Origin of the sequence: Brevibacillus sp. NRRL NRS-603, from assembly GCF_003013445.1 — a bacterium.
Classification (GTDB): domain Bacteria; phylum Bacillota; class Bacilli; order Brevibacillales; family Brevibacillaceae; genus Brevibacillus; species Brevibacillus formosus.
The window spans coordinates 543742-568229 of record NZ_PXZN01000012.1 but is presented as its reverse complement, the minus strand read 5'-3'; the positions used below and the strand labels follow the sequence as shown (position 1 = coordinate 568229).

Here is a 24488-nt window from a genome sequence, read left to right as displayed (position 1 = left end):
TCATCACTTGTATTTTTCAGCGTACTCGGCGTAATCTACTTCTTCAATGACACTCGACCAACGGAGAACGGTTCCTACAAGCCGTTTAATGTCTAAACCTTGCATGCCGTATGATTCGGCGGTATTGGTTGTTCCAGTCGCGTCCTTAATGAACGTCACTTTATATCCCCGATCATAGGCTGCGATCGCCGTAAACATACAACAAAATTCCGTCTCAAAACCGATCATAAAAAGATGATCGACCCCTAACTTTTCTAAAGTCTGTGTGAGTTCTGTTTGAAAGAAGGCGCTAGGGGTATGCTTTTCGATTATGTAGTCAGAATAGCCTTTTATTGAAGGGTGTATTTCAGAACCGATAGAGCTTCTATTCAGTGGACTTTCTTCTGTATCATCGATATGTCTGATGAAAATGACAGGACTATTGCTCTCTTTAAAATCTTTGATTACCTGTTCCATCAAAAAAAGTTCCTCTTTGTAATCCCCACAATTCACAATTCCATTTTGCACATCAATGACTAAGAGTGCGTTCATTGCTTCACCTTCCTTTTACCATGTTGAGAAATGATTCGGAAAGAAGGAGTGTACTTCCTGCTAGGTAAAAACCATGAGACATGTTCATCGGTTCAAATTCGCGACGTTGATCTAGAAGCCGCTCCTCTAAAATATCTCTAACGGCCTCGAATGATACAGTTCGAGGCTTTTTATATGCAGTTTGACCTTTTTGTTTTTGATATGATAGAAAGGTGTTAGTTTTGTACGAATACTTGATCAGTAAAGATTTTTGGAGGCTACTATGCGCTATCAAGTCATACTATTCGATGTAGATGATACACTTCTTGACTTCAAAACGACAGAAGAAAATGCTTTGCAAAAAACGTTTTCCCAGTTTGGATTCGCTACGGGATCGTCTGATTATCGAGCGACTTACAAAGAGATCAGTAAAGGATTGTGGGAGGATTTAGAAAAGGGGCGGATCACTCTTGCGGAGCTGGGCGTAGAGAGATTTCGAAGACTTTTCAAAGCTGTTCAGCTGGACATCGATGCAGAGGTGTTCGGCAGCGCTTATCTCGAATCTTTGGGCAAAGAAGTGCATTTGGTCCCGGGAGCGGTTGAATTGTGCAACAGTTTGAAGGATTGCCGCTTGGTGATCATTACGAATGGGTTCGCCTCTGTGCAAACGACAAGAATTGCCGCTTCACCGCTTTGCAACGCTTTTGAGCACCTGATTATTTCCGAAGAGGTCGGGTATAAGAAGCCGGATCGGGAAATTTTTGAATACGCGTTTTCCAAACTGCAATGGACGGAGAAGGCGAGCGTATTGATGGTGGGAGATTCGTTGACCTCTGATATACAAGGGGGAGCCCATTCCGGGATCGATACGTGCTGGTTCAACCCTTTGGGAAAGGAAAATCAGACGAGCATTCAGCCGACGTACGAAATCAGAGAACTGAGCGAGCTTCAAGAAATTGTGCGGAAGGGTAACGTGAATTTGTAGGATCTTTCCTGTATGATGAGAAGGTATTGATCTACAGGTAAATCTAGAATCTAGTGATTGGAGCCCTATAGATATGTATCAGAATTTAGAAGAGTGCATCCTTGACTTGGAAAAGCACGGACATTTGGTCCGTATCCGCGAAGAAGTAGATCCCTATCTGGAAATGGCCGCGATTCACTTGAAGGTGTACGAAGCGGGCGGACCAGCATTGCTGTTTGAAAATGTAAAAGGCTCAAAATTTCGTGCAGTATCCAATCTATTTGGCACAATTGAGCGCAGCAAGTTTATTTTCAGAAGCACCTGGCAAGCCGCTGAAAATATCATCGCCATGCGCAATGATCCGATGAAAGCGCTAAAGCAGCCATTTAAAAATATCGAGAACGGCTTTGCCGCTCTGAAGGCGTTGCCTGCCAAAAAATCGACTAGCATGCCGGTAACTGCACAGGAAATTAACATAACCGATCTGCCACTGATCCAAAGCTGGCCGATGGATGGCGGAGCTTTTGTCACGCTGCCCCAAATCTATTCGGAAGATCCGGACAAGCCTGGAATCATGAATTCCAATTTGGGTATGTACCGTGTACAGCTTACAGGCAATGAGTATGAAGTAAACAAAGAAATTGGCTTGCACTATCAAATTCATCGTGGAATCGGCGTCCACCAAGCGAAAGCAACCAAAATGGGGATGCCGCTGAAAGTAAGTTGTTTCGTTGGCGGTCCGCCAGCACATACCTTATCGGCTGTAATGCCGTTGCCAGAAGGCTTGAGCGAAATTACTTTTGCCGGTTTGCTTTCTGGACGCCGTTTTCACTACAGTTATATAGATGGCTACTGCATAAGTAATGTTGCTGATTTTGTAATCACAGGAGATATTTATCCTGGAGAAACAAAACCAGAAGGACCATTCGGTGACCATCTGGGCTATTACAGTCTGATCCATCCATTCCCTGTAATGAAGATAAAGAAAGTGTACGCCAAGCCGAATGCCATCTGGCCATTCACAGTTGTGGGCCGTCCGCCACAAGAAGATACGTCGTTTGGTCAGTTGATTCACGAGTTAACGGGTGATGCGATCAAGCAAGAAATCCCAGGTGTAAAAGAAGTCCACGCTGTAGATGCTGCCGGTGTGCATCCGCTGCTGTTTGCCATCGGAAGCGAGCGCTATACTCCTTATCAGCAGGTCAAACAGCCGACAGAGATGCTCACGATTGCCAACCGCATTTTAGGGACTGGACAATTGAGCTTAGCCAAGTATTTATTCATTACCGCAGAAGAAAATCGACCGTTGACCACACATGATGAAGTTGATTTTATGACCTATATTCTGGAAAGAATCGATCTTCATCGCGATGTTCATTTTTATACCAACACGACCATAGATACGCTGGATTATTCGGGAACAGGCTTAAACAGCGGCAGTAAGGTTGTCCTCGCTGCTTACGGGGATCAAAAACGAGAGCTGTGCAAAGAGGTGCCGGATGAACTGAAGGATTTGCGAGAGTTTGAGAATGTCCGCTTGATTATGCCAGGTGTGGTGTCGATCCAAGGCCCTGCATTTACCGATTACGCGAGCGCCCAGCAGCAATTACAGAATCTGTGTGACGCGATTCAAGCGAGAGGGCCGATCCCGTCTTGCCCGATGATCATCCTTTGTGATGACAGTACCTTCATGAGCGCGTCACTACAAAACTTCCTGTGGGCAACCTTCACACGCAGCAATCCATCCCACGACATTTACGGCGTGAACAGCTACTACGAGAACAAGCATTGGGGTTGCGATAATCTGATTATTGATGCCCGTACCAAGCCACATCAGGCACCGCCATTGGTACCAGATCCAACTGTCGAGAAAAATATCGAACGACTGTTTGTCAAAGGTGCGAGCTTGGGTGGAATCCTATAAGCAGCTCCTAAAAATAGAGGTCCGTAACCTTCCGTTGCGGATCTTTTTTATATAATGGTAAAATTCGGATGGAGTATCACCAAAAAATGGTTGGAGGGATATGGAATGTTTTTCATGAAGCGAAAGCAGCCTTCGTGGATTTATTTCCCCATGAGTTGGCTTGTAACGTTTGCCTTGCTTGTCACATGGTCACCAGCAGTCACCTTGGCATCCGAAGAAATAGAAGAGTCGATACCTGTTGAACTAAAAATAAGTCCAGACAAAGACAGGTATTCTCCCGGTACGAAGATTCAGATAGAGGCAGTTACGAAAAAAGAGGGGAAATCATTCGAAGCGAAAATCGTGATTAAGGCAAAAATGGATAAAGAGCATACCATAACCATTGAGCCCGAGACGAAAATAAAAGGAAAGAATTATGTGTCAAAGGCGACATTTACACCGGAGGATATCATCGGTAACAATGCGGGAAGCTTGGGTATCGAGTTTGAGATCATTATGAGCGATACAGATAAAAGATGGGTAGGAAAAACGAATAAGAGGATTAATGTAGACAACATGCCGGAAACGGTTCCTTCTGTAGATTCGGAATTTTTTATTTCGCCTGAACAAAAACTTAAAGTTGGTGAAAAAATAAAATTTACTGTTCATACTCCTTATAAGGGAATCATTCGAGAAGACGCGAAGTTTTTATTTTTTTCGTTTAATTCAGTAGATACGACCCAAAAGGTGGAAAAAGTAAGAACCATACATGATCGTAAGAAGGGGATGTATGTAACGACAGGCTATTTTACTCCACGTAAAGAGGGAACATACACTCCTTTCTTTTTCTTGGAAATGTATGATAAAGAAAAAGATGAGGATATAAGTGGAAGTGGAGTAATAAAGTTTGACGTGTTCGCCAACCCCAAAATCGAAACTTCTTTAAGCCCACAAACCGCAACAATCAAATTTGGTGATGAAATCTACTTGCTGTTAAGCTATCAAGCAACCGGAATGGATTCGGCAAAATTTAGCAGAGAGTACAATTATGACGTGACTGAACTCAATGAAGAATACGACGAAGAAAATAAAACGTATAAAGTACTGCTAAAGTTCAAGCCAGAGCAAAAAAAGACACATAAGTTTGAGGCAACCGTGAAAAACATCGAAACGGATACAAAGGCAACCGCAAAAACGACGATCTATGTGAAATAGGTGATAAAGAGAGGATGGCTCCCATTTTTAACCGGGGTCATCTTTTTTAGTGGTGTCGAATCGAACTGATAATTGCAAAAATTGCACGATTGATGGGGAAAGGAATCGTTCTTTACCACCGAGAAAGCGTTTTCTATAATGAATCTCAAGCAAGGACACAGCTTTTTATGGAAAGGAGAAAGGAATGGTCTTTTTAACCACACGTTCCCATGCATTACTGAAGGTGATACTCGACAGCTACTATCCGCTGAAAATTAAGGACGTCGCGCGCGATTTCCAGGTAAGCGAGCGGACCGTCAAGTACGATCTTGAGAACGTCAGGCAATGGCTAAAGGAACGAAATGTCATCCTCCATTCTCAACCGAATAAAGGGCTGTGGATCACGGAAGAACAAGAGCATCGAAATGCTTTGAAGGAAAATTTGCAAAGTGATGACAGCAAGACGCTCATTCTGCCACAAAAGGATCGGGTTAAGCACTTTTTGTTCATTCTTCTGCTGTCGGAAGGGTATCAGCGGATGAACGATTTGGCTGACCATATGGGAGTCAGTCGAAATACCGTCGTTGCCGATGTCAAGGACGCGGAAAAACTGCTCGACGGCTGGCGTCTTGAGCTCGTCACGAAGCAAAGGTACGGTGTACGTGTGGACGGGAGTGAGCGGCATAAGCGGTATGCTCTCGAAAACTTGATTCACGATTTGTTGGATGGAATCGACATGTATCGGATGGTACAGGGGATGTTTTTAGAAAATGGACAAGAAGCGAGAACTGGTCCGCTATTGGAGAAATGGCTGATCAGCCGGACACAATTAGGGGAGATCATTCGCAGCATAAAAGCATGGATGGATGCCGCTGCGGAGACGCTGGCAGACCGAGCGCTGATTAGTTTACTGATACGCTTATGCATTGTCGTCCATCGTGTACAGCGGGGCCAATTGGTCACTGCGGATGATGCCGAGATGGGGGAGGCGAGGCATTGGAGCGGGTATGAGCTGTTTTCACACGAGGTTCGAGCATTATGTCAGCGATTGAACGTCGATATTCCCGAACACGAGATTGCGTATGCGTGTCTTCCGCTGTTAGGGACCGACCAGGTGCCAAGAGAGGCGAGAGCAGGGAGGATTGTTTTGGACGTTTTCCAGGCAACTAAGGAGCTGTCGGAAGCGGTTAGTAGAAGGATGCTGGCACCGTTGTACGAGGATCAGGAACTGGTCAGACTGCTTTTTGCTCACCTGGATGACAGTTTGAACCGTTATCGTCAGGGAGTTCTTTTTGCGAATCCACTGACGGAGGAGATTCGCCGTTCATACGCACGCATGTTTGATGCTGTCAAACGCTCTTGTGAAGAAGTATTTTGGCATCGCGGGGTCTATTGGCTTGACGCCGACATTGCTTACTTTGTCCTGCATTTCCAAGCAGGCTATGATCGCTGGCTGGAGCAGAAAAAGGCAGATGCGCTCGTCGTTTGCGGAACTGGCAGAGGTACTTCACGGTTCTTGAAAACGTATCTGGAAAGCGAATTGCGTTCACTTCGGGTCGTAGGCCTGTGTTCCAGCACAGAGGTAGAGAAGTATTTGGCGAGTCGTCGCGTGGATGTCATCATCAGCGTACTGCCGATCAAAGCCGAGGTGCCAGTTGTGATCGTCAGTCCTCTTCCAACCCGCCAAGATATCAACCAGATTCAGAACTGTCTGGAAGCTTTGCAAGTGGAGGGAGGCAATCGACAGCAGGATGTGAATGCTCGCAAGGAAGCCTGGTTTCCCACGCTGACTGTTGAACTCAATCCGTCAGATTTGCCCGTGGTGGAGAGACTGTCCCAGGATGTCATCTGCAAAGGGTATGAGATCAGTCAAAAAATCGTGACTGCTTTCCGGGAGTACGTAACGGAACAAACGGCAAGCGGACTGACGCTGCACCTGCTGCTGATGGTGAATCGATTAGCTTTTGGTTCGCCCTATCAGGAGGAGTGGGAATCGTCGGCTGAGGCGGAATCAAAAGAATGGAAGGCATGGCGAGAAAAGCTGAACCAATTGATGGCTGAGGCAAACCTCCAAGTTCCGCCTAGTGAAGTGACCGCCATCATGCGCTATTTTTCAGGAAAGGGGACGATAGAGAGTGAAAGTGGATCTACTCATACGCAACGGACGGGTCATTGATCCTTCCCAGAACCTGAACGGGCACTATGATCTTGCTATTCGGGAAGGGCAGATCGTTGGGTTGTATGAGAAAGGGAAGACAACCGATGATCAAGGGATGAATCTGGAAGGCAAGGAGATGATTGATGCAGAGGGATATGTGGTGACACCTGGTCTGATCGATCTGCACGCACACGTTTTTCCGACAAAGACGAATTTGGGCGTACCCGCGGATCAGGTCGGGGTAGAGCAAGGAGTAACAACCGTCGTAGATGCTGGCAGTGTCGGGCTATGGTCGTTTGATGCTTTTCTTGAAGAAGCAGTGTACCCTTCTGTTACTCGTGTTCTGGCATTTCTGAACATTTCGGGGGATGGCTTGTGCACAGGCGGCGGGGAGCTCGCAGACATGTCACGGCTAACCCCGAGAGAAGCGGCTGCCCTCATAAGAAAACAGCCGATATTACGAGGGATAAAAGCCCGCATGAGCGGTTCTGTCGTTAAGCAAAATTGCATACAACCATTGCTCATAGCCAAGGAAGCGGCGAGGGAAGCGGGCGTACCTATGATGGTGCACATCGGAAACGCTCCGCCAAAACTCACGGAAATATTGCCTCTGCTAGACCGAGGAGACGTGGTGACACATGCGTTTCACGGAAAAAAAGGAGGGATGTTCGACGAACGAGGCGAGTTGATTCCAGAGGCGCAAGACGCGTTGGAGAGGGGAGTCTTACTCGATATCGGGCACGGTGAAGCGAGCTTCAGCTTCCAAACACTGCGTCATGCGCAGGCTCAAGGCATCATGCCGCATGTCATTAGCACGGATGTTCACCAGCGCAATATCGACGGTCCTGTGCACAGCTTGACGCACACACTGACGAAGTTTCTCGCCATGGGCTACTCGCTCGAAGAGGTGATTGCGGCGAGTACGCTTGCTCCTGCACGAATTCTCGGGCTGGAAAACGAAATCGGGACGTTGAAGGTAGGGGCATGCGCGGACGTATCCATATTGCAGATCAGAAAAGAGACGACAATGTTGACGGACAGTGAACAAGAAACGTTGGAGACAAAGGAAAGAGTAGCGGCTTATCAAGCGATTACTTCGGGAAAGGTACTGACATGCAAATGATTGATGATATTCTAAAGGAACTGGCTGAGACAATACCGGATTATTTATCTGAAATTTCTGAAACAAGGCAGATTCTCCGGAAGATTGAGGAGGAGTTCCGCCTCATGGAGACTCATATACCGCGAGATCGCTGGCTGGCCATCGGTGCTCATGTGCTAGCATTTGTACGCCGGATGACAAACGGTGAAAAGCTGCCCGTGATTGAAGCGGAGTTATTCGCCGAAATTCATCCTGATATGGTTACGCTCTCGCACAAAGTACTCGCGGAAGAAAAGAGTGCGTGGCAGGCAGATGATACAGAAGCATTTCTATTGGCTGTTCATTTTGAAGCCATCCGTGCCATGCAGATGGGGCCATCTTAAAACATTGCTGTGAATATAGGGAGGTTTTGTATATGTCTAAAGTAAAAATCGTGATTGGTGATCGTCTGGGTAAGGGACAGAATATCGCAAAAGGAATCGAAGCCGCAGGCGGAACCGCGATCGTCATTCCAGGTGTTGGCGCGGATATGAAGGTAGGAGATGTCATGGTCAGTGAGAGTGCAGATCTTGGGCTGTCTTTTTGCGGAAGTGGCGGGGCTGGGGCACTGACTGCCAAGACCAAGTATGGTTTTCCGGTCGAGTATGGCTTGCGCTCAGTGGATGCTGGTATTACTGCCTTGCGCAGTGGCAAAAAAGTGATTGGCTTTGGCTTTATGGATACAGAAGAGCTGGGCAGACGGATGGTGGAAGAATACATCAAGCTGGGAGGGAAGTAATCCATGTACACGGAGATGACGCAGACCTTCCGATTATCCGGCAGTGGCGATACCAAAGAGGGAGCCTTCAACAAGATTTTTTCCCAAATCAAGCATGTAGTGGCGAGACAGACGAATGATTTGGTCGTGAGAATCGAACCTGTAGGAGTTTCCATAGTGTCTGCGACAGAAACAGTGAAGCATGAGCGATTTTTGGGTTTGTTCTTCCCACGCAAACGGACGCGGTATGACATCACCGTAGATATTCAAGTGAGGCTAGGTCTGGTACAGGTAGAAAACATAACGTTTCAGCAACAGACCGAGCAAACTGCGGGTATAGGGCAGTTGGTTCGTCAGCGATAGAAGCAGACAGGGGGTAGGTTCATGGTTACTTTGATGATTGTGTTGAAGTCGATCGTCATCGGGGCATTGGTCGGCTTCGGTGTTGGTGCGGGGGCAGCGAGGATGTTCCATGCACCCAATGTCCAAGGGATGGGAGCATTCCGGACTTTTGGAGAGCTGAACGCGTGTGCGGGCGATCCCATTTCTCACTTTTCATTTGGTCTTGGCTTTTTGTTTAACTCGTGGGCGTCTGTTGTTGGTGCTGGTGCGTTGACGCAAGATGTGGATCATCGCGTCATCCCGAACTGGGCGGCGGCCGTGTTGCTCTGGCGCAACAAGAATGTTGCAGAGACGCTGCACAATCCGAAGCAAATGGCGATTGCCGGAGCAGCAGTTGGTGTCGTTGTGGTTACCGTGTTGAATTCCACTGCAACGGCGATTCCCGAATCAATGCAGCTCGTAGCGACGAAGGTACTGGTCCCGGCTGCGAACTGGTTGATCAACCCGATCATGCCGATTGTGTTCTGGATGGCGGCGATGGATGCAGGAAAACGGACAGGGATTTGGGGAACGGTCTTGGGCGGTTTGTCGCACTTGGTCATGGGAAATGCGGTGCCTGGAATCGTCTTGGGTATTTTGATCGGTAAAGGTCTGGATGACAGTGGTTGGAACAAAATTACGAAATCCATGTTTATTGCAGTCATTCTCTTGTTTGTATTCAGTGGCTTCTTCCGAGGTTTTGATGTCGCGCTCTTGAAGAGTATGTACGTTGAAATTCCACAGTGGTTGATAGAGCTTCACGAAACATTCGGATCGGTGGTGAAAAAGTAATGGGTGAATTGCAGGCAAAAGGATTTTGGTATTCAGAATGGGCATTTCCCCTCTTTGTGGCATGCTTGTCTTCAGGAATCTTTGCGGGTACTCATCTTTACTATGTATATCATGTCGGTGCCTTTAACGATATCGCCATCGTTGCGATGCTGGAGGCGGGGATCAAGGGTGGCGGATACGGTGCGGCAGCCGCGTTTGGTGCGAGCTTTTTGTTTGCTCGTATTTTGGAGGGACCGCTGGTTGGGATTCTCGATATTGGCGGCTCGTTGCAAACAGGGATTGGGATTGGCGTTCCAGCGTTAATGCTGGGGGCAGGCTTTACAGCTCCGTTGACTTCTTTTCCTTTGGCGCTGGCGACAGGTGCATTCTTGGGCTTCATCATTGGTACCGTGATTATTTTGATTCGGAAGTATACGATCAACGCATCGAACTCCACCTTTGGCGCAGATGTCATGATGGGAGCTGGAAACGCAGCAGGTCGTTACTTAGGTCCATTAATCATCATCTCTGCGATCATGGCTTCGATTCCAGTTGGACTCGGCGCAACAGCAGGAGCAGCGATTTTCTACTATTACAATAAACCAATTGCGGGTGGTGCGATTATCGGAGCCATGATCTTCGGTGCCATTTTCCCGATTCCGACACAATGAGGATAGAGAGAAGCGTTTTCACAGGAAGGGTGGGCAAACCATGGGTATCTATCAGCAATTAGGCTTGAAGCAAGTCATTAACGCAAGCGGCAAGATGACGGCACTGGGTGCAAGTGCCGTCCATCCTTCTATCGCACAGGCCATGGGAGAAGCTGCCATGGATTATGTAGAAATAAGCGAGCTGATGATTGTGGCAGGTCGTCATATCGCAGAGGCAACCGGAGCAGAAGACGGTTGTCCTACCTCAGGAGCAGCTGCAGGCATTGCCATCAGTGTAGCGGCGGTTATAGCTGGTTGCCATCTGAGTTTGATCGAGCAGCTTCCTTACTCCGAAGGGTTGAATAACAAGATCATCATCCAAAAAGGACACGCGGTGCATTTCGGCGCTTCCGTTCAACAGATGATTGCTCTGGGTGGTGGGAAAGTCGTAGATGTCGGGCATGCCAATCACGTAGAAGCAGACCATTTGCGAGAAGCCATTGATGATCAAACCGCAGCACTGCTCTATGTTCAATCTCACCATGCGATCCAAAAAGGGATGCAGTCGTTAGACACAATGATTCAACTCGGGCGGGAGTTTGGACTGCCGGTAATAGTCGATGCAGCTGCGGAAGAGGATCTGCGGCGCTATGTAGCGATGGGTGCCGATCTCGTCATCTACAGTGGCGGGAAAGCAATTGGTGGACCAACGTCTGGGTTTATCGCAGGTCGTGCCGATCTGGTTGCCGCATGTCGCGCGCAATATAAAGGCATTGGTCGTGCGATGAAGGTGGGAAAGGAAGCCATTGCGGGTTTGCTTGCAGCGCTTGGGCAGTACGATCCTGAGAAACAAAATGTTCCGGAGCAGCGCAGGCGAGTGGAGTGGCTGACAGGGGAACTGAACAGCTTGCCCGGTGTGAAAGCATTGATCGCACAGGATGAGGCAGGCCGGGCGATCTATCGTGTGCAAGTCCAGCTTGACGAACGAGTGACGGGAATGACAGCTCGGGAGCTTACATGCCAACTGGAGCAAGGAAATCCGGCTATTTTTACCCGTAACCATTACGTGAATACGGGCGTGATTGCTTTTGATCCACGACCGTTTCACGAAGGGCAAGAACACATTATTGCAGCGCGAATGAAGGAACTGCTGCAAAAACAGGGAGAAGGAGAATAACAAAAGTGGGCACACCGAAAATTCGTTTAAACGTTTTGGCAAGGGATGTAGAAAACGCAAAACAAATATGCTCCGTGGCTGATGGCCGCGCTCTGATCGGGATCTTGGTCAAAGGATTTGCGTCCGTAGAAGCAGCAATAGCTGCTGTTGAACAATACCAGCAAGCAGGTGTACCAGTGTCCGTAGGGCTGGGCGCAGGTGATCCTACACAATGGAAAAAGGTCGCTGAAGTTGCGGTGCAGACACAACCGGATCACGTCAATCAGGTATTTCCGGCAGCAGGCTACACGCTCGGCGGGCTTCAAGCAGTTGGCAACACACATACCATCGTGAATGCATTGGTCGCCCCCGGTGGACAATCAGGAAAGGTTCAAGTCACCACGGGACCCATGAGCAACAAAGTGTCTGAATTGCTCTCTTGCGATGCAGCCGCCGCGATGCTGGCGGAGATTGGCGTACATTCGGTCAAATTTTATCCAGTAGACGGGCTGGAAAGGCTGAATGAAATCAAGGCGATGGCAGAAGCAGCCGTACGTTACGGGATTCCCGTTTTTGAACCGACTGGCGGGATTGATGCAGCTTCGATTCGTCCGATTGTGGAGGTATGTCTCGAAGCAGGTGCAAGACAGGTCATTCCGCACATTTATACATCCATCGTCGACAGGGAAACGGGATTGACTCGTTTGGATCAGGTAGAAGAACTGCTGACGGCTATAGAAGGCCTGTAGCTATATTACAAGAAAGGGATAGGAGTGAATCAGATGAGAGAGAGACAGGTCATCGTTCAGCTGGCACAGGGATTACACGCGCGTCCGGCTACAGTGTTTGTGAAAGTGGCCGCTTCGTTTTCCAGTGAAATTGAATTGAACAAGGATGAGAAGAAGGTGAATGCCAAGAGTATTATCGGCGTCATGTCCCTCGCTGTGTCGAAAGGACAATCGGTCGTCTTGACTGCGGATGGTGCCGATGCGGAGCAGGCACTGAATGCGTTGGAGCGCGTTTTGGCAAGCGTGGAATAAAGGGATGAGTGTAAAAGAAAAAGGGATGTCTCAAGTGAAATCTTTGAGATATCCCTTCCTCTATTGTTACGCTCTTTAGCAATAGAATACTCATTTTAATTGGTTACAGAATCCTGTTTCATGGGGTTGAAACCTCTAATGATTAGCCATATAGCCAAAATCAATTGTTGAAAGGCTATTGGAATGTTCAAAACCATATAGGTTGTATCCAGACCGATGAAGCGAATCATAAATAACAAGCTTGCCAATATGGACAATGTAGACCCAATAAGACCCCAGACTGACAACCAGCGTGGAACTAATTTTGTTTGGTAAAATATGTAGTTGAACAAGAACATAGCCAAAACGAATGCCAGTGTCGTTGCGACATGGTTTACCAAATCACGTCCTTCCCGCAACAATCCACCCAGGGTCTGAAAATACGATACATGCAAAGTGCCAACTTTTACAAATTCGTGGCTTACTGTCAATAGCAACAGAAGAATGATTACACCAAGAATAATGAACACACCTGCAATGATGCCAAAAGCAACAGAACCAAGAGCGAAGCCTTTGTTATGCTTACTTAAAATCGGATACAGCAAGATTGGAATACCAACGTATGCAACCACCATCAACAATTGGGAAAATGCTCCGATTAGTACCTGGTTCTCATTTGGAGAAGCCATGACAAGGTAGTCTGCCCCATCTATTACAGGAACAACACTACATATACCTGTAATCAACCCCGCTATTAATAACACCCCAGTCATTATTGCAGACCTTCTACCTGCATTTGTACTCTTCCTCAACATAATTTGCCTCCTTCTTTTACACTGCCGTTAGCGGATGAAGGAATGCTGCCTCCTTCGGCATTTTTTATCGCGTATCAAGTCTAGAGGGTGAAGACGAGTATATTACTCAATAATAGGTACGTGAACGAACGGGAAGGACTGGTTAATGACGCTGTCTATAACATTACTATTCAGTTGAGATCCATGTTTTGCTTCATTTTGACGTTGAGTCTTTTATTTCTGTCTAACTAGTCACTGCACAATGAACATCACTATTTATAGCTTGTTAGTCTGATTCGTTACTGTGTAATGCTGTAAAAGTTTTTGGGAGAGTTTGATTATACGATCCACGATCATCTCTGGCTCTATTACTTTAGCTTCAGTACCTAACCGGAAAAAGTACTGGGAGACGAATTCGATTTCCTTGTGATCAATAACCGTGTCTAGATAACCAAAATCCTCATTCTGCATGACGATATGTGGTTCCAGCCCAGGCTGGCTTCGGCACTGACGAAGTCCTTCTCTGGATAGCTCAACATAAAGCCGTACAGATGTAGCTGGTTCTAGTTCGGTATGGCTAAGCAGCCAATCCTGAAGTGAGATCGTCGGAACAAAAATCCGCTCTAACTTGTTGAGTGTTACAATTCGGTCCGTACGAAACAGTTTTACCTCGTTGGTGTCCATATTGAAGGCAGGCATATACCAAAAGCCATCATAGGCGTAGACGCCAATTGGAGCCACTTCTCTCAAAGAAGTACTGTCTTTTGAGATATATTTGATTTGAACGACTTGGTGCTCGGTGGCCGCTTCCACGATCTCTTTCAGATATTTAGACGGGATGCTTCTCTTCTGGTTCCAAAATGAAAAAACCTCTTCGAGGCGATCGATCTTCTTTCTCGTATCTACGGGCAGGCTCGTATAAAGCTTCTTCGATACCGAGTTGATGTCAATCTCAAAGGGCAGCGATGAGTAATATTTCAGTGATTGAAATGCAAAGAAGATGGAAAATGCTTCGTTCTCGTTAAAGAGAATGGGGGGTAATATCCGATTATCCAGTACGCGATAACCACCGCTGCGGCCAGGTTCTGTATAGAGCGGAACGCCCATCTCACTTAATTCAGTCAGATACCGATGAGCCGTCCGTACAGAAATATTAAATTCGTGAGCCACATCTTGGGCCGTGAAACGGCGACTGGCATTCACATACATAATAAGGTCGAACAGCAACTTGGCTTTGGACATCACTGATACGCTCCTTCTTTATTAACCATGACAACTATTGACATGTTATTATGGTAGATTCATTTATGCAAGATAACATGGGATGATTTGAGGAGGTATTCATGAATAAGGTTCCAGATAAGATGAAGGCTGTAGTGCTGAGCAGATTTGGGGGGCCGGAAGAATTGCGGCTGCAGGAGGTCGATATGCCTAAAATTGGTTCGGAGGACGTGTTGATTCGATTAGCATATGCCGGTGTGGGAGAATGGGACGCATTCGAACGACAAGGCGGATACGCGGAAATGCTGGGTATGAATCCGCAATTCCCTTATATTCTCGGTTCCGAAGGATCAGGCACGGTTGTTGCACGAGGGGAGAAGGTTTCAAATGTTGACTTGGGAGATCTGGTCTATGCACCTGGGTTTCTGAATCCCAAAGGCGGCTTCTATGCAGAGTACGCAGCTGTTAAATCCCAATATGTGTCGCGTATTCCGGAGGGATTAACCAGGCAGGAAGCAGCGGTCATATCCGGGGTCGGGATTACCGCTTTACGCGGACTGGAAGATGTATTACAACTTCAACAAACAGAGTCTGTCATGATTTTCGGAGCAAGCGGAGGGGTTGGTCATATGGCGGTCCAGCTCGCGAAAAGCCTGGGAGCCCGTGTATTTGCGATTGCTTCAGGTGAAGACGGTGTAGCGATGGTAAAGAAGCTAGGCTGTGATGCGGTCGTAAATGGAAAAGATGGGGATATCATTTCGATGGCAATGAAATTTGCCCCAGATGGATTCGACGCGGCTCTGTTCACTGCAGCAGGAGAGGCCGCAAATCATGCATTAGGCTGTATCCGTGCAGGAGGACGCGTCGCTTATCCTTATGGGATACGCCCTGAATTACGGATATCCTCAGGAATCAAATTAGAAGGATATAACGGCGAACCGGATCCTGAAATCATTGGCAGACTTCATAGGTACATTACACGCGATCGACTATCCGTTCATGTCAGCCATTTATTTGCTCTAGAAGATGCCTCTGAAGCTCATGCTACAATCGACAGCCATTACTTGGGGAAAATCTGCCTGAAATTAACGGTAGCTGAATAAAGATAACAAAGGAAGCTGTCCATCTATCATACAAAGGCCGTCCAATCGCATTACTTAGATTGGACGGCCCTAAAACGTGCATTTTGTTGCCCAAACAGTCAATAATTTGCTGGTCGATCTCGCCCGTCTGCCATAATTTCTATAATGAGGGCAACACACGCAGATAAACTAGATTTAGGCAAAAGATTTTCCAAGATGCCCATCTCGAAGTACGTCCAAGCTTTTTGTGTCTCGGTTATTCCCGGCACCCCTTGTACGGTCTTCTTCAAAAATGCTTCCAAGTAAAATCAATACTCAAATACCCAATCGATTTCTCCTTGAAGGTCAGCGGTTCCTTCGTCGCCAATTCCGGTTTGCGAAAACAAACAAGGTCTTTGTGATATCCAAAAGCGCGACACACTTCCGGTCGAGCGCTATAAATGCCACACTGATCTTTTTTCATGTCGTAGAAGATACAAGTCCCAATCATTCTCGGTTGATTCTTCAGATCGTCGCGGAGCTTTGTTGGAAGCGTTTTCAACTTTTTGTTTATCATTTTAAACTCCTTCTCTGTTATGGGAACAGGTCCACAGCACAATCCTTTACAGCCTTGACAAGGCAATGTTTCCATCTCATCTACAACCTTTCGTCATGTGATGTTTGCTAGAAAGAACAAAAAAGATGATCCTCGTTGATTCCGGAGATCATCTTTAGAACTGCTGCATTCAATTGTGTGGGTCATACAAAAATTCGGTAAGAAGTGAATACTGTTCTTTTATTATAACATATGTAGGAAGATTTTGACGAATGCTTTCGAACGAATGGCTTGTTTATTTCGTCAAAACATACAACCACTCACCGTTGCAGTCCTCGTCATCCCCAGATAGGCCCTCTAAGACACGTTCAAACGTGAAGCCGAGCTTCTCAATGATGCGCCGCGATGCTTTGTTGTCTGGGTGTGCTTTTGCGTACAAGCGATCCAATCCGATTACATCAAATGCGTACGCAGTAAGAGCGGAGGCAGCTTCAAAAGCGTAGCCGTTCCCCCAATAATCCCGTCCAATTAAATAATAGAGCTCTTTTTCCGGAGCCAGAAAATCGAGAACGCCAACACCACACCAGCCAATAAACCTGCCAGTTGCCTTTTCCCGTATGGCCACAGAATATTTAAAAGGCTGGTCAAAAGGGGTGTCATAACTGCTTCGTAGCCAGTGAAATAAGCGTTTGTAGTTTTCCAGTGGCATTACGTCCATGTGCAGGTAGGTGAACAACTCTGGGTTTTGCATGAGTTCAAAAGATTCCATTAAATCGTCCTCTGTGTAAGGACGAATGATAAGGCGTTCTGTTTCTAAGTGCATGGCAGATATCGTTGCTTGCATGTAGGATATCCCTTTCCGGTTAATAAATGATCGGCTGCATAAAAAAGAGGAGAGTCGCTCTCGGTAAGCGGCTCTGACCTCATGTGTGTTTGATCAGAATGAGTTCTTCCACTTCTTCGCCTCGTACTTCCGAAAACGCTCGATCGACACCGAACGGCTGAAAACCGTTTTTTTCTAAAACACGAATGGATGCGATGTTGTCATGAGCGACACGCGCATAGACAGGACGTATTCGGAGTTCCTCTAAAAAGAGAGAAAGTGAATTTGTCGCGATTCCTTTGCCCCAAAAGCTTTTGTCAATCCAGTATCCAATCGTAGGCAAGCCAAACAGCTCAAAGCACAAAACATTACCGACAATCTGCCCATTCATGACAATGGCTCTTTTCACAATCGAATCATTGTTTAAAATCATTGTCCAATGAGCGGTGAAACCGTCTATATCTTCAGGGTCCTTAACAGTAAAGGCCGCCATCTCATGAGCATATTTGTCCAATTGCTGAGTGAAAAATATAGGGAGATCTGCCTCTGTTACTTCACGTAAATCAAGGGACCGATCACGCAATGGCTCCAAGGAAAAGCACCTCCGAAAAACATCAGCTATTCTCTCTTCACCAACACTTTGATAATCATCGATAGTACCGTGAGAACCAAAATGACATTAGCGATGAGCATAAAGCTAGGTAAACAAAGCCTAAACAAGATGTACACACTCCTACTCGTTACAACCTTTGAAAGTGAAAAGGACTAATTCTCCCCGGTGACAAGCATGATCGCAAAGCCATCATAGCCCTTGCTGCCAACTGTCTGTACAACAGTTCCACTGACACGCTGCTCTTCAGCTGCCATCTCGGTGAATTGACGTACACCGACAATATTGGGATCTGTGCTTGTTTCGTCCACGACTTGACCACTTCGTACAACATTATCCGTAATAATCACAGTACCTTTGCGAGAGAGCTTTAATGCCCATTGAAAATAGTCGGGGTTCCCTTTTTTATCTGCATCGATAAAAATAAAATCAAAAGGCCCCTGATTTTCTTTGTGCAGTTGGATGAGAGAATCAAGGGCGAGTCCGACCTTCACTTCTACGATCTGATCCAGTCCTGCGCGGGTAATGTTAGATTGTGCAACTTCTGCATGTTTCGGATCATATTCGAGAGTAATGAGACGACCGTCTGCAGGAAGTGCGCGGGCTAACCAGATGGTACTGTATCCACCGAGAGTGCCAATTTCCAAGATCGAACGAGCGCCTTGGATCCGTGCTAACAGATGAAGGAATTTACCTTGATTGGGTGCTACATCAATAGCTGGAAGACCCGCAGCTGTGTTCACTTGAAGAACTGTGTCTAGAACGGAATCGGCTTCCAGTAATTTATCCGTAAAATAGTGATCGACCGCTGTCCATTGCTCTCTATTCATGATCTCAACTCCCTCAAGAATTTACAGGGATATCATAACACGACTAGCAACTTCTGGCTGGCTTTTTTATAACAATTAACACTTTTCAGCCGGAGGTTTCTAAGGTAGATCAACCCTTATAGGTAAGATTTTCACCTGTTACCATTATTTTCGCATAGCGTGATCGTTGAATTTTCATGATAATAGAAAAGTAATCCAAGCTAGCTAGTATAATCCAACCTTGGGGATTCTATTCCACGCGTCCGACTAAATGATGCAGTCTAAGTCGGCGCCATTTTTTTATTCCATCTATAGGCAAATGTACCTATTATTGTTCGTTGTCAACAGAAAACAAGTCCTATATGATTATATCATTCACGTATGACATTACGCGTACTACCCCGTACGCCCCAACCACTTTTTGTTGGTTGGGATTTTTTTTGTTCCATTTCATATCCAGTTATCTCCTATCGCGTTTCGATGCGATTTTTTATATCCTTGTACATAGGACTCGTAATGTTCTTGGGGTCCGCGGTGACTCAAATTATGCAGAGGAGTCACCGCTTTTTTTCTTTACATACTTCCTCCGTTCAAGGTCAAGCTAGTAACAGGTGATTTTGGTCAGGAGGTGTTTTAACGTGCGGGCAACTTTTGTGGTGCTGACACTGGCTTTTGCTTTGACCGTAACGGGATGTACGAAGCAATCTGGTACCGAAACGAAGCAAAAAGCGGAAGCGGAGCCGTTGTGCATGCCTGTACCCGTCAGACATTATCAATGGGAAGAGCGAGCGAGGTCGATTACAGCTAGCGTGAAGGGCATAGACAAAATCGTGGCTGTGCAAATCGATAAAGAGCTCGATGTGGCTATTCAAGTAACGAATTTTAATCGGTTCAAGCTGGAATCGATTCAAAAAGAAGTCGGAAAGAAATTAAAAGAGGCCTTCCCAGACGCCAATATTCACGTGACAGCTGACAAGCGATTGTTAAAAGATTTGCAAAGGCTGAGTGAAGAACAGTGGCCAACCGATGTAAAAGAGGCATGCCAGAAGAAGAAATCCTTAAAAGAAATTGAAAAGAAAATGAAGGGCTAGCCGATCTCCCAAACCTCACACACTACATAGGTAGAGTGAGGTTCTTGCTCTCTTTTTGACTGAACAATGAAAACGAAATGAAAATTCTGTAATTATCAACGAAGAAGAACTCCCTGATTGGGAGTCTATATAGCCTAGTGATGATCATGATCGTAATGATGCGCGCGCTCTCGATCTCGATGGAGGTCAATGCCGCGTAATTCACCCTTGGCCTTTTCCACGAGGACTTGATAATCTCTTACTACTTCCGTCAAGGTTGTAACGGATTCCTTATAGTCGGGATCATTACAGATTCCATCTATCGCTCGATGGAGGTGATACATCTTATCTTCGGTTTTTCGGATAAATTCTACCCAATCCATTCCGTTCATAAAATACCTCCTTTCCGTCATAGGCTTTACCCCCATGTGCGAAAGTATGCAAGGTGAAATAAGAATAAATGATGCGTATGCAATCTAATAATGAACTTTGGTCTTGTAACAATAATCTGTTCATGATAACATACCTCACATTAATAGCATCAAAGGACGAGACTTGAGGTGTATCAAATGAACGGGTTAGCCAAACTGAATCGATCGCTTGAGAAAATCATGCCCATCCTAACGCCGAGCAGTGTTGCTATTGGCGTAATAGCCGGGACACATTTGCAGCCGTATGCTTTTTTGTCTCCTTGGGTGTTTGCCTTCATGACATTTACCGGCAGTTTGGGTTCAGGATTTAAAGAATTTGCTAAGGTACTGACCAGACCGCTGCCATTAATCGTCAATTTGATGATTCTTCATGTACTTATGCCGCTAGTTGCTTGGTCAATGGCTCGGTTGTTTTATCCGGATGATATCCATGTCATCACGGGCTTTTTGTTGGCGGCCTTAATTCCCACAGGGATCACGAGCTTTTTGTGGTCATCGATTTATTTTGGGAACATCGCACTGACGCTATCTATTATTTTGTTGGATACGATGCTCTCTCCATTGATTGTTCCGTTGGGGATGTCCTTGTTTTTAGGGGCAACAGTCGAGATGGATTTGGCTGAACTGATGAAAGGTTTATTTTATATGATCGTGCTGCCGTCACTTGTCGGTATGCTGCTCAATCATTTGTCAAAAGGGAACGTCAAAAAAACGCTGGCACCAAAATTAGCGCCATTTTCTAAGATGGGAATGGGTGTAGTCGTCGCAATCAACAGCTCGATGGTCTCGTCTTACTTTCATATGATGGACGCGAAACTGGTGGGGATGGCGGTACTCGTACTGGTAGTAGCCATTTTAGGTTATTTAATGGGGTGGGGGATCGCAAGGCTGTTCGGATGGGAGCGTGATGTGATCGTCACGTTAACCTTCAACAGTGGAATGAGAAACATTAGCGCAGGGGCAGTTATGGCGATCACGTACTTCCCAGCGCCTGTTGCTCTTCCCGTTGTTCTCGGTATGCTTTTTCAACAAATACTGGCGTCTACCTTCGGGAAATTTTTGGAGCTGGTCGAGAAAAGACCGCAGCATCAAGCGCAGGAACTATCAAGCTAAAAGTAAAAGCCGTTTTCCAACACCAATGGGAAAACGGCTTTTTTCTTACAGATTCTTATGCGCGACTTGGCAGAACGAACCTTTCATAGGCTGTCATGCGGTTCAACTAAAGAAATCGGAAAAAAGAGTTGCGAACTTATGTTCGTATTCACTATAATGTAATTACAATTTCCCACACAGGATGAGGATCTGGATAACAAATGTTCGTAAGTAGGCGGGTGGAAAAGCGTGGCTAACAGCAATCTTGAAGTAACGAACGAAGAAAGAGAGGCATTTATGTATATGCTGCGAGATTCGGCAAGAGAGAATTATCCCTTGAATGTGAGCTGGTGTGTGTCTTTTGAGGGGGAGCGGGGGAATACGTGCAGCATGTGGGGTGTGGTCAAATGGGTAGACCCGAAGGCGAGACGTGTTCAATTAGCAAACCAAACGGGTAGCCAATGGATAGAGATGGAGAAGATTATTAATGTACAAGCATAGGTGTGTGTGTAGAAACCTTACATGAAAACCATTCATCGTAAGGCTTCTTTTCTTTTTTGCACAAAGGAGGAAGTGTAATTGTCATAAAACCTGACATAAAAACACGGAAAATTCGAAAGTTTGATTGACGTTCGTTTTTATTATGTTAGAATATATTACATAGCATGCATTCTCTCCACTTCCTATTTTGACCCAATCATTGGGTCCTTTTTTTTGCCTATGTACCATTCTTCGGATATGGCTTCCCATCTGCTTGAAATAACTTGCTCACCATTCCATAAAGACGACCTGACATGTTAGGAAAAACGAAGGAGTATTCATTCGCTCCTTGATTTAGCAAGACGATCGGTGCTTCCACGGTGTAGGGGATTTTCATTAGATCGAGCATCTTCTTATATTCCTCTACTTTGGAATGGTCGACCGTATAATAAAATGATTTGGAAAAATTCATGCGAGCACGCTCCTTTTCCTTATTGTAGCATATCCATTGTTTACCGTATAAATGAACATAATAAATATTATGTAAACAAAGTGCAATTTCCTTTCTCCTGAGGAAGAGAGAAGAGTAGCTTCACAAAGAGTTCCACCTATGATAAAATAAAGGACCAAAATTTTACCAATAGGAGAAAAAGGATGATAATCAGCCAACAACTACTTTCTGTGAATGGGTTATCCTACACGATTCGCTCTGCAATACAAACAGATGCACAGCAGTTGTCGGACCTGCGACTGCAAATCGATGGGGAGACTGAAAATTTGGACAGAGAAAGAGGAGAGGCTTTCATCGATGTGCAAGGATTCGAACACATCATCAATACGGATGCAGAAAGTCCAAGAAACTTGTTTTTAGTAGCTGTTGTGCAGAAGCGGATTGTCGGGTTTTCCAGATGTGCAGGTGTTTACTTAAACAGATTTGCACACAAAGTAGAGTTTGGTGTATGTGTATCAGAAGAGTTCTGGGGTTATGGCATTGGGAAGAATCTCTTGCAAGAATCGGTTGCCTGGGCAGACGCCAACCACATTACCAAAATGACGTTGAATGTGATGGAAACGAATGAGAAGGCAATTGAGCTGTACAAACGGTTTGGCTTTGAAATCGAAGGGGTACTCAAAAACGACAAAGTTCTTTCCGATGGCAATTACTACAACACCGTTATTATGGGAAGATTCAAAAATCAATAAATCGTTTCGTAGAACTCATGTCTCATTAAATGAAAAAACTCCGCAATCGTTAGCGGAGTTTTGCTGTCTGATCGGTGGTTAAGCTGTTGTTTAGCTGCTGAAGAAGCTACGGCTGGAGTGCTTTCTTTTATAATGAGAGCTGCCGTAATGCGAATGTCCGTACCGATTGCTAGAGCTGTATTTTCTGCGATGTTTGTAATCGCTGCTGCTGTATTTTCGGTACTTGTGCGAAGATGAGTGATTACCGAGTAAATTTTTCAAAAGCTTCTTGAGCATATCAATCACTCCTAGTTAGGTTGGAAGTCTATTCCGTATAAGTATATACGAATATGTTGGAGAACCGTTTCATTATTTTTCTACGTTTTCGTGAAAAGCCGGACCAATCAGATCGATCCGGTTCGTCCATATTCCTCCTGTAAAGCTTTCTGGCACTCGTTTTAAATCAGTCGGAACATCAAAGCCTTGCGACACATCTCCGCTGCCCGCGACTAGGATCACGCGGGTGTCTTTTGCTTCCATTCTTGCCATGAAACGATTCGGCCAACCCCAGAGCCATGGGGCAATTTGATCGGGAATATGCAATTGGGTTTGTGCACAGGCTTCCGGTACATATCCGGACCAACCTGCTGCGATGTACGGAATTAGGCAACTTTTCATTGTCGCCATAGACATCACACGCAGCTGTGGCAGTTGTTGCTTCAATGTCTGGATTGGCTCGTCACCGCCATAAACAGAGAGCTGTGCTAGTCGTTTTGCAGGCAATCTTGCCAAAACATCCGCCAACGCGTTCCCCTCGAGTGGGTCATTGCTTTTGATATGGATAAGCAGCGAGCGATCAGGGAATGTTTGTAGCACGTCATCGAGAGAGGGCATCATGCCAATCCCTTTTCCACGGAAGGGGAAGGTTTTCCCTTCATCCGCTGTATAATGGTAGCCAATGTCGAGCTGTTGTAATTCGGCCAAGGTATAATCTCTCGTGACACCGGTGCCATTGGTCCGACAGTCAAGCGTCCAGTCATGAAACACGGCAAATCGATTGTCTTTGGTCCATTGTACATCCAACTCGACAACGTCCGCGCCTGCATCAAAAGCAGCCTGCATGGACGCAAGCGTATTTTCCAGGTACGGATGCTCTGGTGGGTAAATCCGTTCCGCCGTACAAGTTTCATTGGTGATGTTTTCCATATGGAAGGTTTGTGCCATCCCGCGGTGAGCGAGTAAGAAGGGCTCGCCGTCAGGCTCCTTTGCGAGATACGAGCTGTTGCCCAGAAATAGAAAAGCAATGAAAAGAAGGGGAAGCCAGATGCGTTTTCGCCGGAACCATTTCTTTCGTGGTTGATTTCGTTGTTTTGCCATGATGGAATACCGCCCCTTCATTAAAATGCTCTGTTCATTGTAACAAAACGCAAGGGAGGAGGGTACATCCTTTGGGAGTAGGGCTAGGGGCTTGGCATCATTCGAAAAGACTGGCACAATAGACGGAAGATAAGATGTATCCCATGAAGAGCAAGGGGAGGTTCCATGAAAATAGCTTTACACCAAATCGCTTATCAGATCGGCATGCACCCAACCGAGATGGCGAAGCTTGTCTACGATGGTGAGATAACGGGAGAGGTACCTGACCGCAATCCGCAAGCAAAGGATGCCTGGGTGGATTTGCACTCTCTGCGTAACTTCATTCAATGGCGACATGATCAGGGGCGTATGGACCAGATGTTCTATGATAAAGCTATGCGTCACCTGAACAAAGCAATGCCAAAAAAATAATCGAAT

The 24488-nt window shown here is 46.1% G+C and carries 30 protein-coding genes; 19 read left to right on the top strand and 11 right to left on the bottom strand.

Going from position 1 to position 24488, the window contains the following annotated elements; genetic code table 11:
- Positions 1-3: 3 nt before the first annotated feature.
- Positions 4-531 (bottom strand): isochorismatase family protein, encoded by a 528-nt coding sequence (locus C7R94_RS09850; protein WP_106780507.1) that lies wholly within the window; start codon positions 529-531, stop codon positions 4-6.
- Positions 532-793: 262 nt separating this feature from the next.
- On the opposite strand from C7R94_RS09850, the gene C7R94_RS09845 reads away from it, so the two are divergent.
- The 13 genes from C7R94_RS09845 to C7R94_RS09785 all read left to right on the top strand — a co-directional run bounded on the left by C7R94_RS09845 (position 794) and on the right by C7R94_RS09785 (position 12586).
- Positions 794-1495, top strand: coding sequence for a YjjG family noncanonical pyrimidine nucleotidase (locus C7R94_RS09845; RefSeq protein WP_106780505.1), 702 nt, complete (start codon positions 794-796; stop codon positions 1493-1495).
- Positions 1496-1568: 73 nt separating this feature from the next.
- Positions 1569-3398: a UbiD family decarboxylase gene (locus C7R94_RS09840; RefSeq protein WP_106780502.1), complete on the top strand. Its 1830-nt coding sequence runs from the start codon at positions 1569-1571 to the stop codon at positions 3396-3398.
- 204 nt (positions 3399-3602) lie between these two features.
- Positions 3603-4592, top strand: a complete 990-nt coding sequence (locus C7R94_RS09835; RefSeq protein ID WP_233220515.1) for a hypothetical protein — start codon at positions 3603-3605, stop codon at positions 4590-4592.
- Positions 4593-4776: 184 nt separating this feature from the next.
- Positions 4777-6747, top strand: a complete 1971-nt coding sequence (locus C7R94_RS09830; protein ID WP_106780497.1) for a BglG family transcription antiterminator — start codon at positions 4777-4779, stop codon at positions 6745-6747.
- Positions 6707-7852, top strand: coding sequence for an amidohydrolase/deacetylase family metallohydrolase (locus C7R94_RS09825; protein WP_106780495.1), 1146 nt, complete (start codon positions 6707-6709; stop codon positions 7850-7852). Before C7R94_RS09830 ends, C7R94_RS09825 begins: the two co-directional genes overlap by 41 nt.
- 104 nt (positions 7853-7956) lie before the next feature.
- Entirely contained in the window at positions 7957-8214 is a 258-nt protein-coding gene (locus tag C7R94_RS09820; protein WP_233220514.1) for a hypothetical protein, read from the top strand.
- Between the two features lie 32 nt (positions 8215-8246).
- Positions 8247-8609: a glycine-rich SFCGS family protein gene (locus C7R94_RS09815; protein WP_007727312.1), complete on the top strand. Its 363-nt coding sequence runs from the start codon at positions 8247-8249 to the stop codon at positions 8607-8609.
- Positions 8610-8612: 3 nt separating this feature from the next.
- Positions 8613-8951 carry a DUF4312 family protein gene (locus tag C7R94_RS09810; protein WP_106780490.1) on the top strand — a complete coding sequence of 113 codons (339 nt, stop codon included), beginning with the start codon at positions 8613-8615 and terminating at the stop codon, positions 8949-8951.
- A gap of 21 nt (positions 8952-8972) precedes the next feature.
- Positions 8973-9761, top strand: coding sequence for a DUF4311 domain-containing protein (locus tag C7R94_RS09805; protein ID WP_047067408.1), 789 nt, complete (start codon positions 8973-8975; stop codon positions 9759-9761).
- Positions 9761-10411, top strand: coding sequence for a DUF4310 family protein (locus C7R94_RS09800; protein WP_047067406.1), 651 nt, complete (start codon positions 9761-9763; stop codon positions 10409-10411). The genes C7R94_RS09805 and C7R94_RS09800 overlap by 1 nt, the downstream gene beginning before the upstream one ends.
- A gap of 40 nt (positions 10412-10451) precedes the next feature.
- Positions 10452-11567 (top strand): DgaE family pyridoxal phosphate-dependent ammonia lyase, encoded by a 1116-nt coding sequence (locus tag C7R94_RS09795; RefSeq protein ID WP_106780488.1) that lies wholly within the window; start codon positions 10452-10454, stop codon positions 11565-11567.
- Positions 11568-11572: 5 nt separating this feature from the next.
- On the top strand, positions 11573-12295 hold the full coding sequence (locus C7R94_RS09790; protein WP_047067402.1) for a KDGP aldolase: 723 nt from the start codon (positions 11573-11575) through the stop codon (positions 12293-12295).
- 33 nt (positions 12296-12328) lie between these two features.
- Positions 12329-12586, top strand: a complete 258-nt coding sequence (locus tag C7R94_RS09785) for an HPr family phosphocarrier protein (RefSeq protein ID WP_106780486.1) — start codon at positions 12329-12331, stop codon at positions 12584-12586.
- A 95-nt stretch (positions 12587-12681) separates the two neighbouring features.
- Here C7R94_RS09785 and C7R94_RS09780 read toward each other — a convergent pair whose 3' ends face one another.
- Positions 12682-13380 (bottom strand): DUF4386 domain-containing protein, encoded by a 699-nt coding sequence (locus C7R94_RS09780; protein WP_106780483.1) that lies wholly within the window; start codon positions 13378-13380, stop codon positions 12682-12684.
- A 255-nt stretch (positions 13381-13635) separates the two neighbouring features.
- Positions 13636-14601 (bottom strand): helix-turn-helix transcriptional regulator, encoded by a 966-nt coding sequence (locus C7R94_RS09775; protein WP_106780481.1) that lies wholly within the window; start codon positions 14599-14601, stop codon positions 13636-13638.
- 101 nt (positions 14602-14702) lie between these two features.
- Between C7R94_RS09775 and C7R94_RS09770 the strand changes: the two genes are divergently transcribed.
- A complete protein-coding gene (locus tag C7R94_RS09770; RefSeq protein WP_106780479.1) occupies positions 14703-15683 on the top strand; it encodes a quinone oxidoreductase family protein in 981 nt (326 codons plus the stop codon).
- 265 nt (positions 15684-15948) lie between these two features.
- On the opposite strand, the gene C7R94_RS09760 is transcribed toward C7R94_RS09770, so the two are convergent.
- From C7R94_RS09760 to C7R94_RS09745, 4 genes are all read right to left on the bottom strand, one after another.
- On the bottom strand, positions 15949-16293 hold the full coding sequence (locus C7R94_RS09760) for a YkgJ family cysteine cluster protein (RefSeq protein WP_106780473.1): 345 nt from the start codon (positions 16291-16293) through the stop codon (positions 15949-15951).
- Between the two features lie 199 nt (positions 16294-16492).
- Entirely contained in the window at positions 16493-17041 is a 549-nt protein-coding gene (locus C7R94_RS09755) for a GNAT family N-acetyltransferase (protein WP_106780471.1), read from the bottom strand.
- 79 nt (positions 17042-17120) lie between these two features.
- Positions 17121-17612, bottom strand: a complete 492-nt coding sequence (locus tag C7R94_RS09750; protein ID WP_106780469.1) for a GNAT family N-acetyltransferase — start codon at positions 17610-17612, stop codon at positions 17121-17123.
- A gap of 173 nt (positions 17613-17785) precedes the next feature.
- On the bottom strand, positions 17786-18460 hold the full coding sequence (locus C7R94_RS09745) for an O-methyltransferase (RefSeq protein ID WP_106780467.1): 675 nt from the start codon (positions 18458-18460) through the stop codon (positions 17786-17788).
- Between the two features lie 617 nt (positions 18461-19077).
- Between C7R94_RS09745 and C7R94_RS09740 the strand changes: the two genes are divergently transcribed.
- Positions 19078-19530 carry a YhcN/YlaJ family sporulation lipoprotein gene (locus C7R94_RS09740; RefSeq protein WP_047067386.1) on the top strand — a complete coding sequence of 151 codons (453 nt, stop codon included), beginning with the start codon at positions 19078-19080 and terminating at the stop codon, positions 19528-19530.
- A 134-nt stretch (positions 19531-19664) separates the two neighbouring features.
- Here the strand turns inward: C7R94_RS09740 and C7R94_RS09735 are convergent, their stop codons facing one another.
- The gene (locus C7R94_RS09735; RefSeq protein ID WP_047067384.1) at positions 19665-19901 is read right to left on the bottom strand and encodes a hypothetical protein; all 237 of its coding nucleotides are present in this window, start codon (positions 19899-19901) and stop codon (positions 19665-19667) included.
- A 177-nt stretch (positions 19902-20078) separates the two neighbouring features.
- On the opposite strand from C7R94_RS09735, the gene C7R94_RS09730 reads away from it, so the two are divergent.
- Together C7R94_RS09730 and C7R94_RS09725 are read left to right on the top strand one after the other, a co-directional pair.
- Positions 20079-21053, top strand: a complete 975-nt coding sequence (locus C7R94_RS09730; protein WP_106780464.1) for a bile acid:sodium symporter family protein — start codon at positions 20079-20081, stop codon at positions 21051-21053.
- A gap of 228 nt (positions 21054-21281) precedes the next feature.
- Positions 21282-21533 (top strand): YolD-like family protein, encoded by a 252-nt coding sequence (locus C7R94_RS09725; RefSeq protein WP_047067380.1) that lies wholly within the window; start codon positions 21282-21284, stop codon positions 21531-21533.
- A gap of 217 nt (positions 21534-21750) precedes the next feature.
- Here the strand turns inward: C7R94_RS09725 and C7R94_RS09720 are convergent, their stop codons facing one another.
- On the bottom strand, positions 21751-21984 hold the full coding sequence (locus tag C7R94_RS09720; RefSeq protein ID WP_047067379.1) for a hypothetical protein: 234 nt from the start codon (positions 21982-21984) through the stop codon (positions 21751-21753).
- 182 nt (positions 21985-22166) lie between these two features.
- On the opposite strand from C7R94_RS09720, the gene C7R94_RS09715 reads away from it, so the two are divergent.
- Positions 22167-22715: a GNAT family N-acetyltransferase gene (locus C7R94_RS09715; RefSeq protein ID WP_106780462.1), complete on the top strand. Its 549-nt coding sequence runs from the start codon at positions 22167-22169 to the stop codon at positions 22713-22715.
- A gap of 90 nt (positions 22716-22805) precedes the next feature.
- On the opposite strand, the gene C7R94_RS09710 is transcribed toward C7R94_RS09715, so the two are convergent.
- Positions 22806-22991, bottom strand: coding sequence for a hypothetical protein (locus tag C7R94_RS09710; RefSeq protein WP_083994995.1), 186 nt, complete (start codon positions 22989-22991; stop codon positions 22806-22808).
- A 72-nt stretch (positions 22992-23063) separates the two neighbouring features.
- Positions 23064-24071 (bottom strand): glycerophosphodiester phosphodiesterase family protein, encoded by a 1008-nt coding sequence (locus tag C7R94_RS09705; protein ID WP_106780460.1) that lies wholly within the window; start codon positions 24069-24071, stop codon positions 23064-23066.
- Positions 24072-24236: 165 nt separating this feature from the next.
- On the opposite strand from C7R94_RS09705, the gene C7R94_RS09700 reads away from it, so the two are divergent.
- On the top strand, positions 24237-24482 hold the full coding sequence (locus C7R94_RS09700) for a hypothetical protein (RefSeq protein ID WP_047067373.1): 246 nt from the start codon (positions 24237-24239) through the stop codon (positions 24480-24482).
- Positions 24483-24488 lie beyond the last annotated feature (6 nt).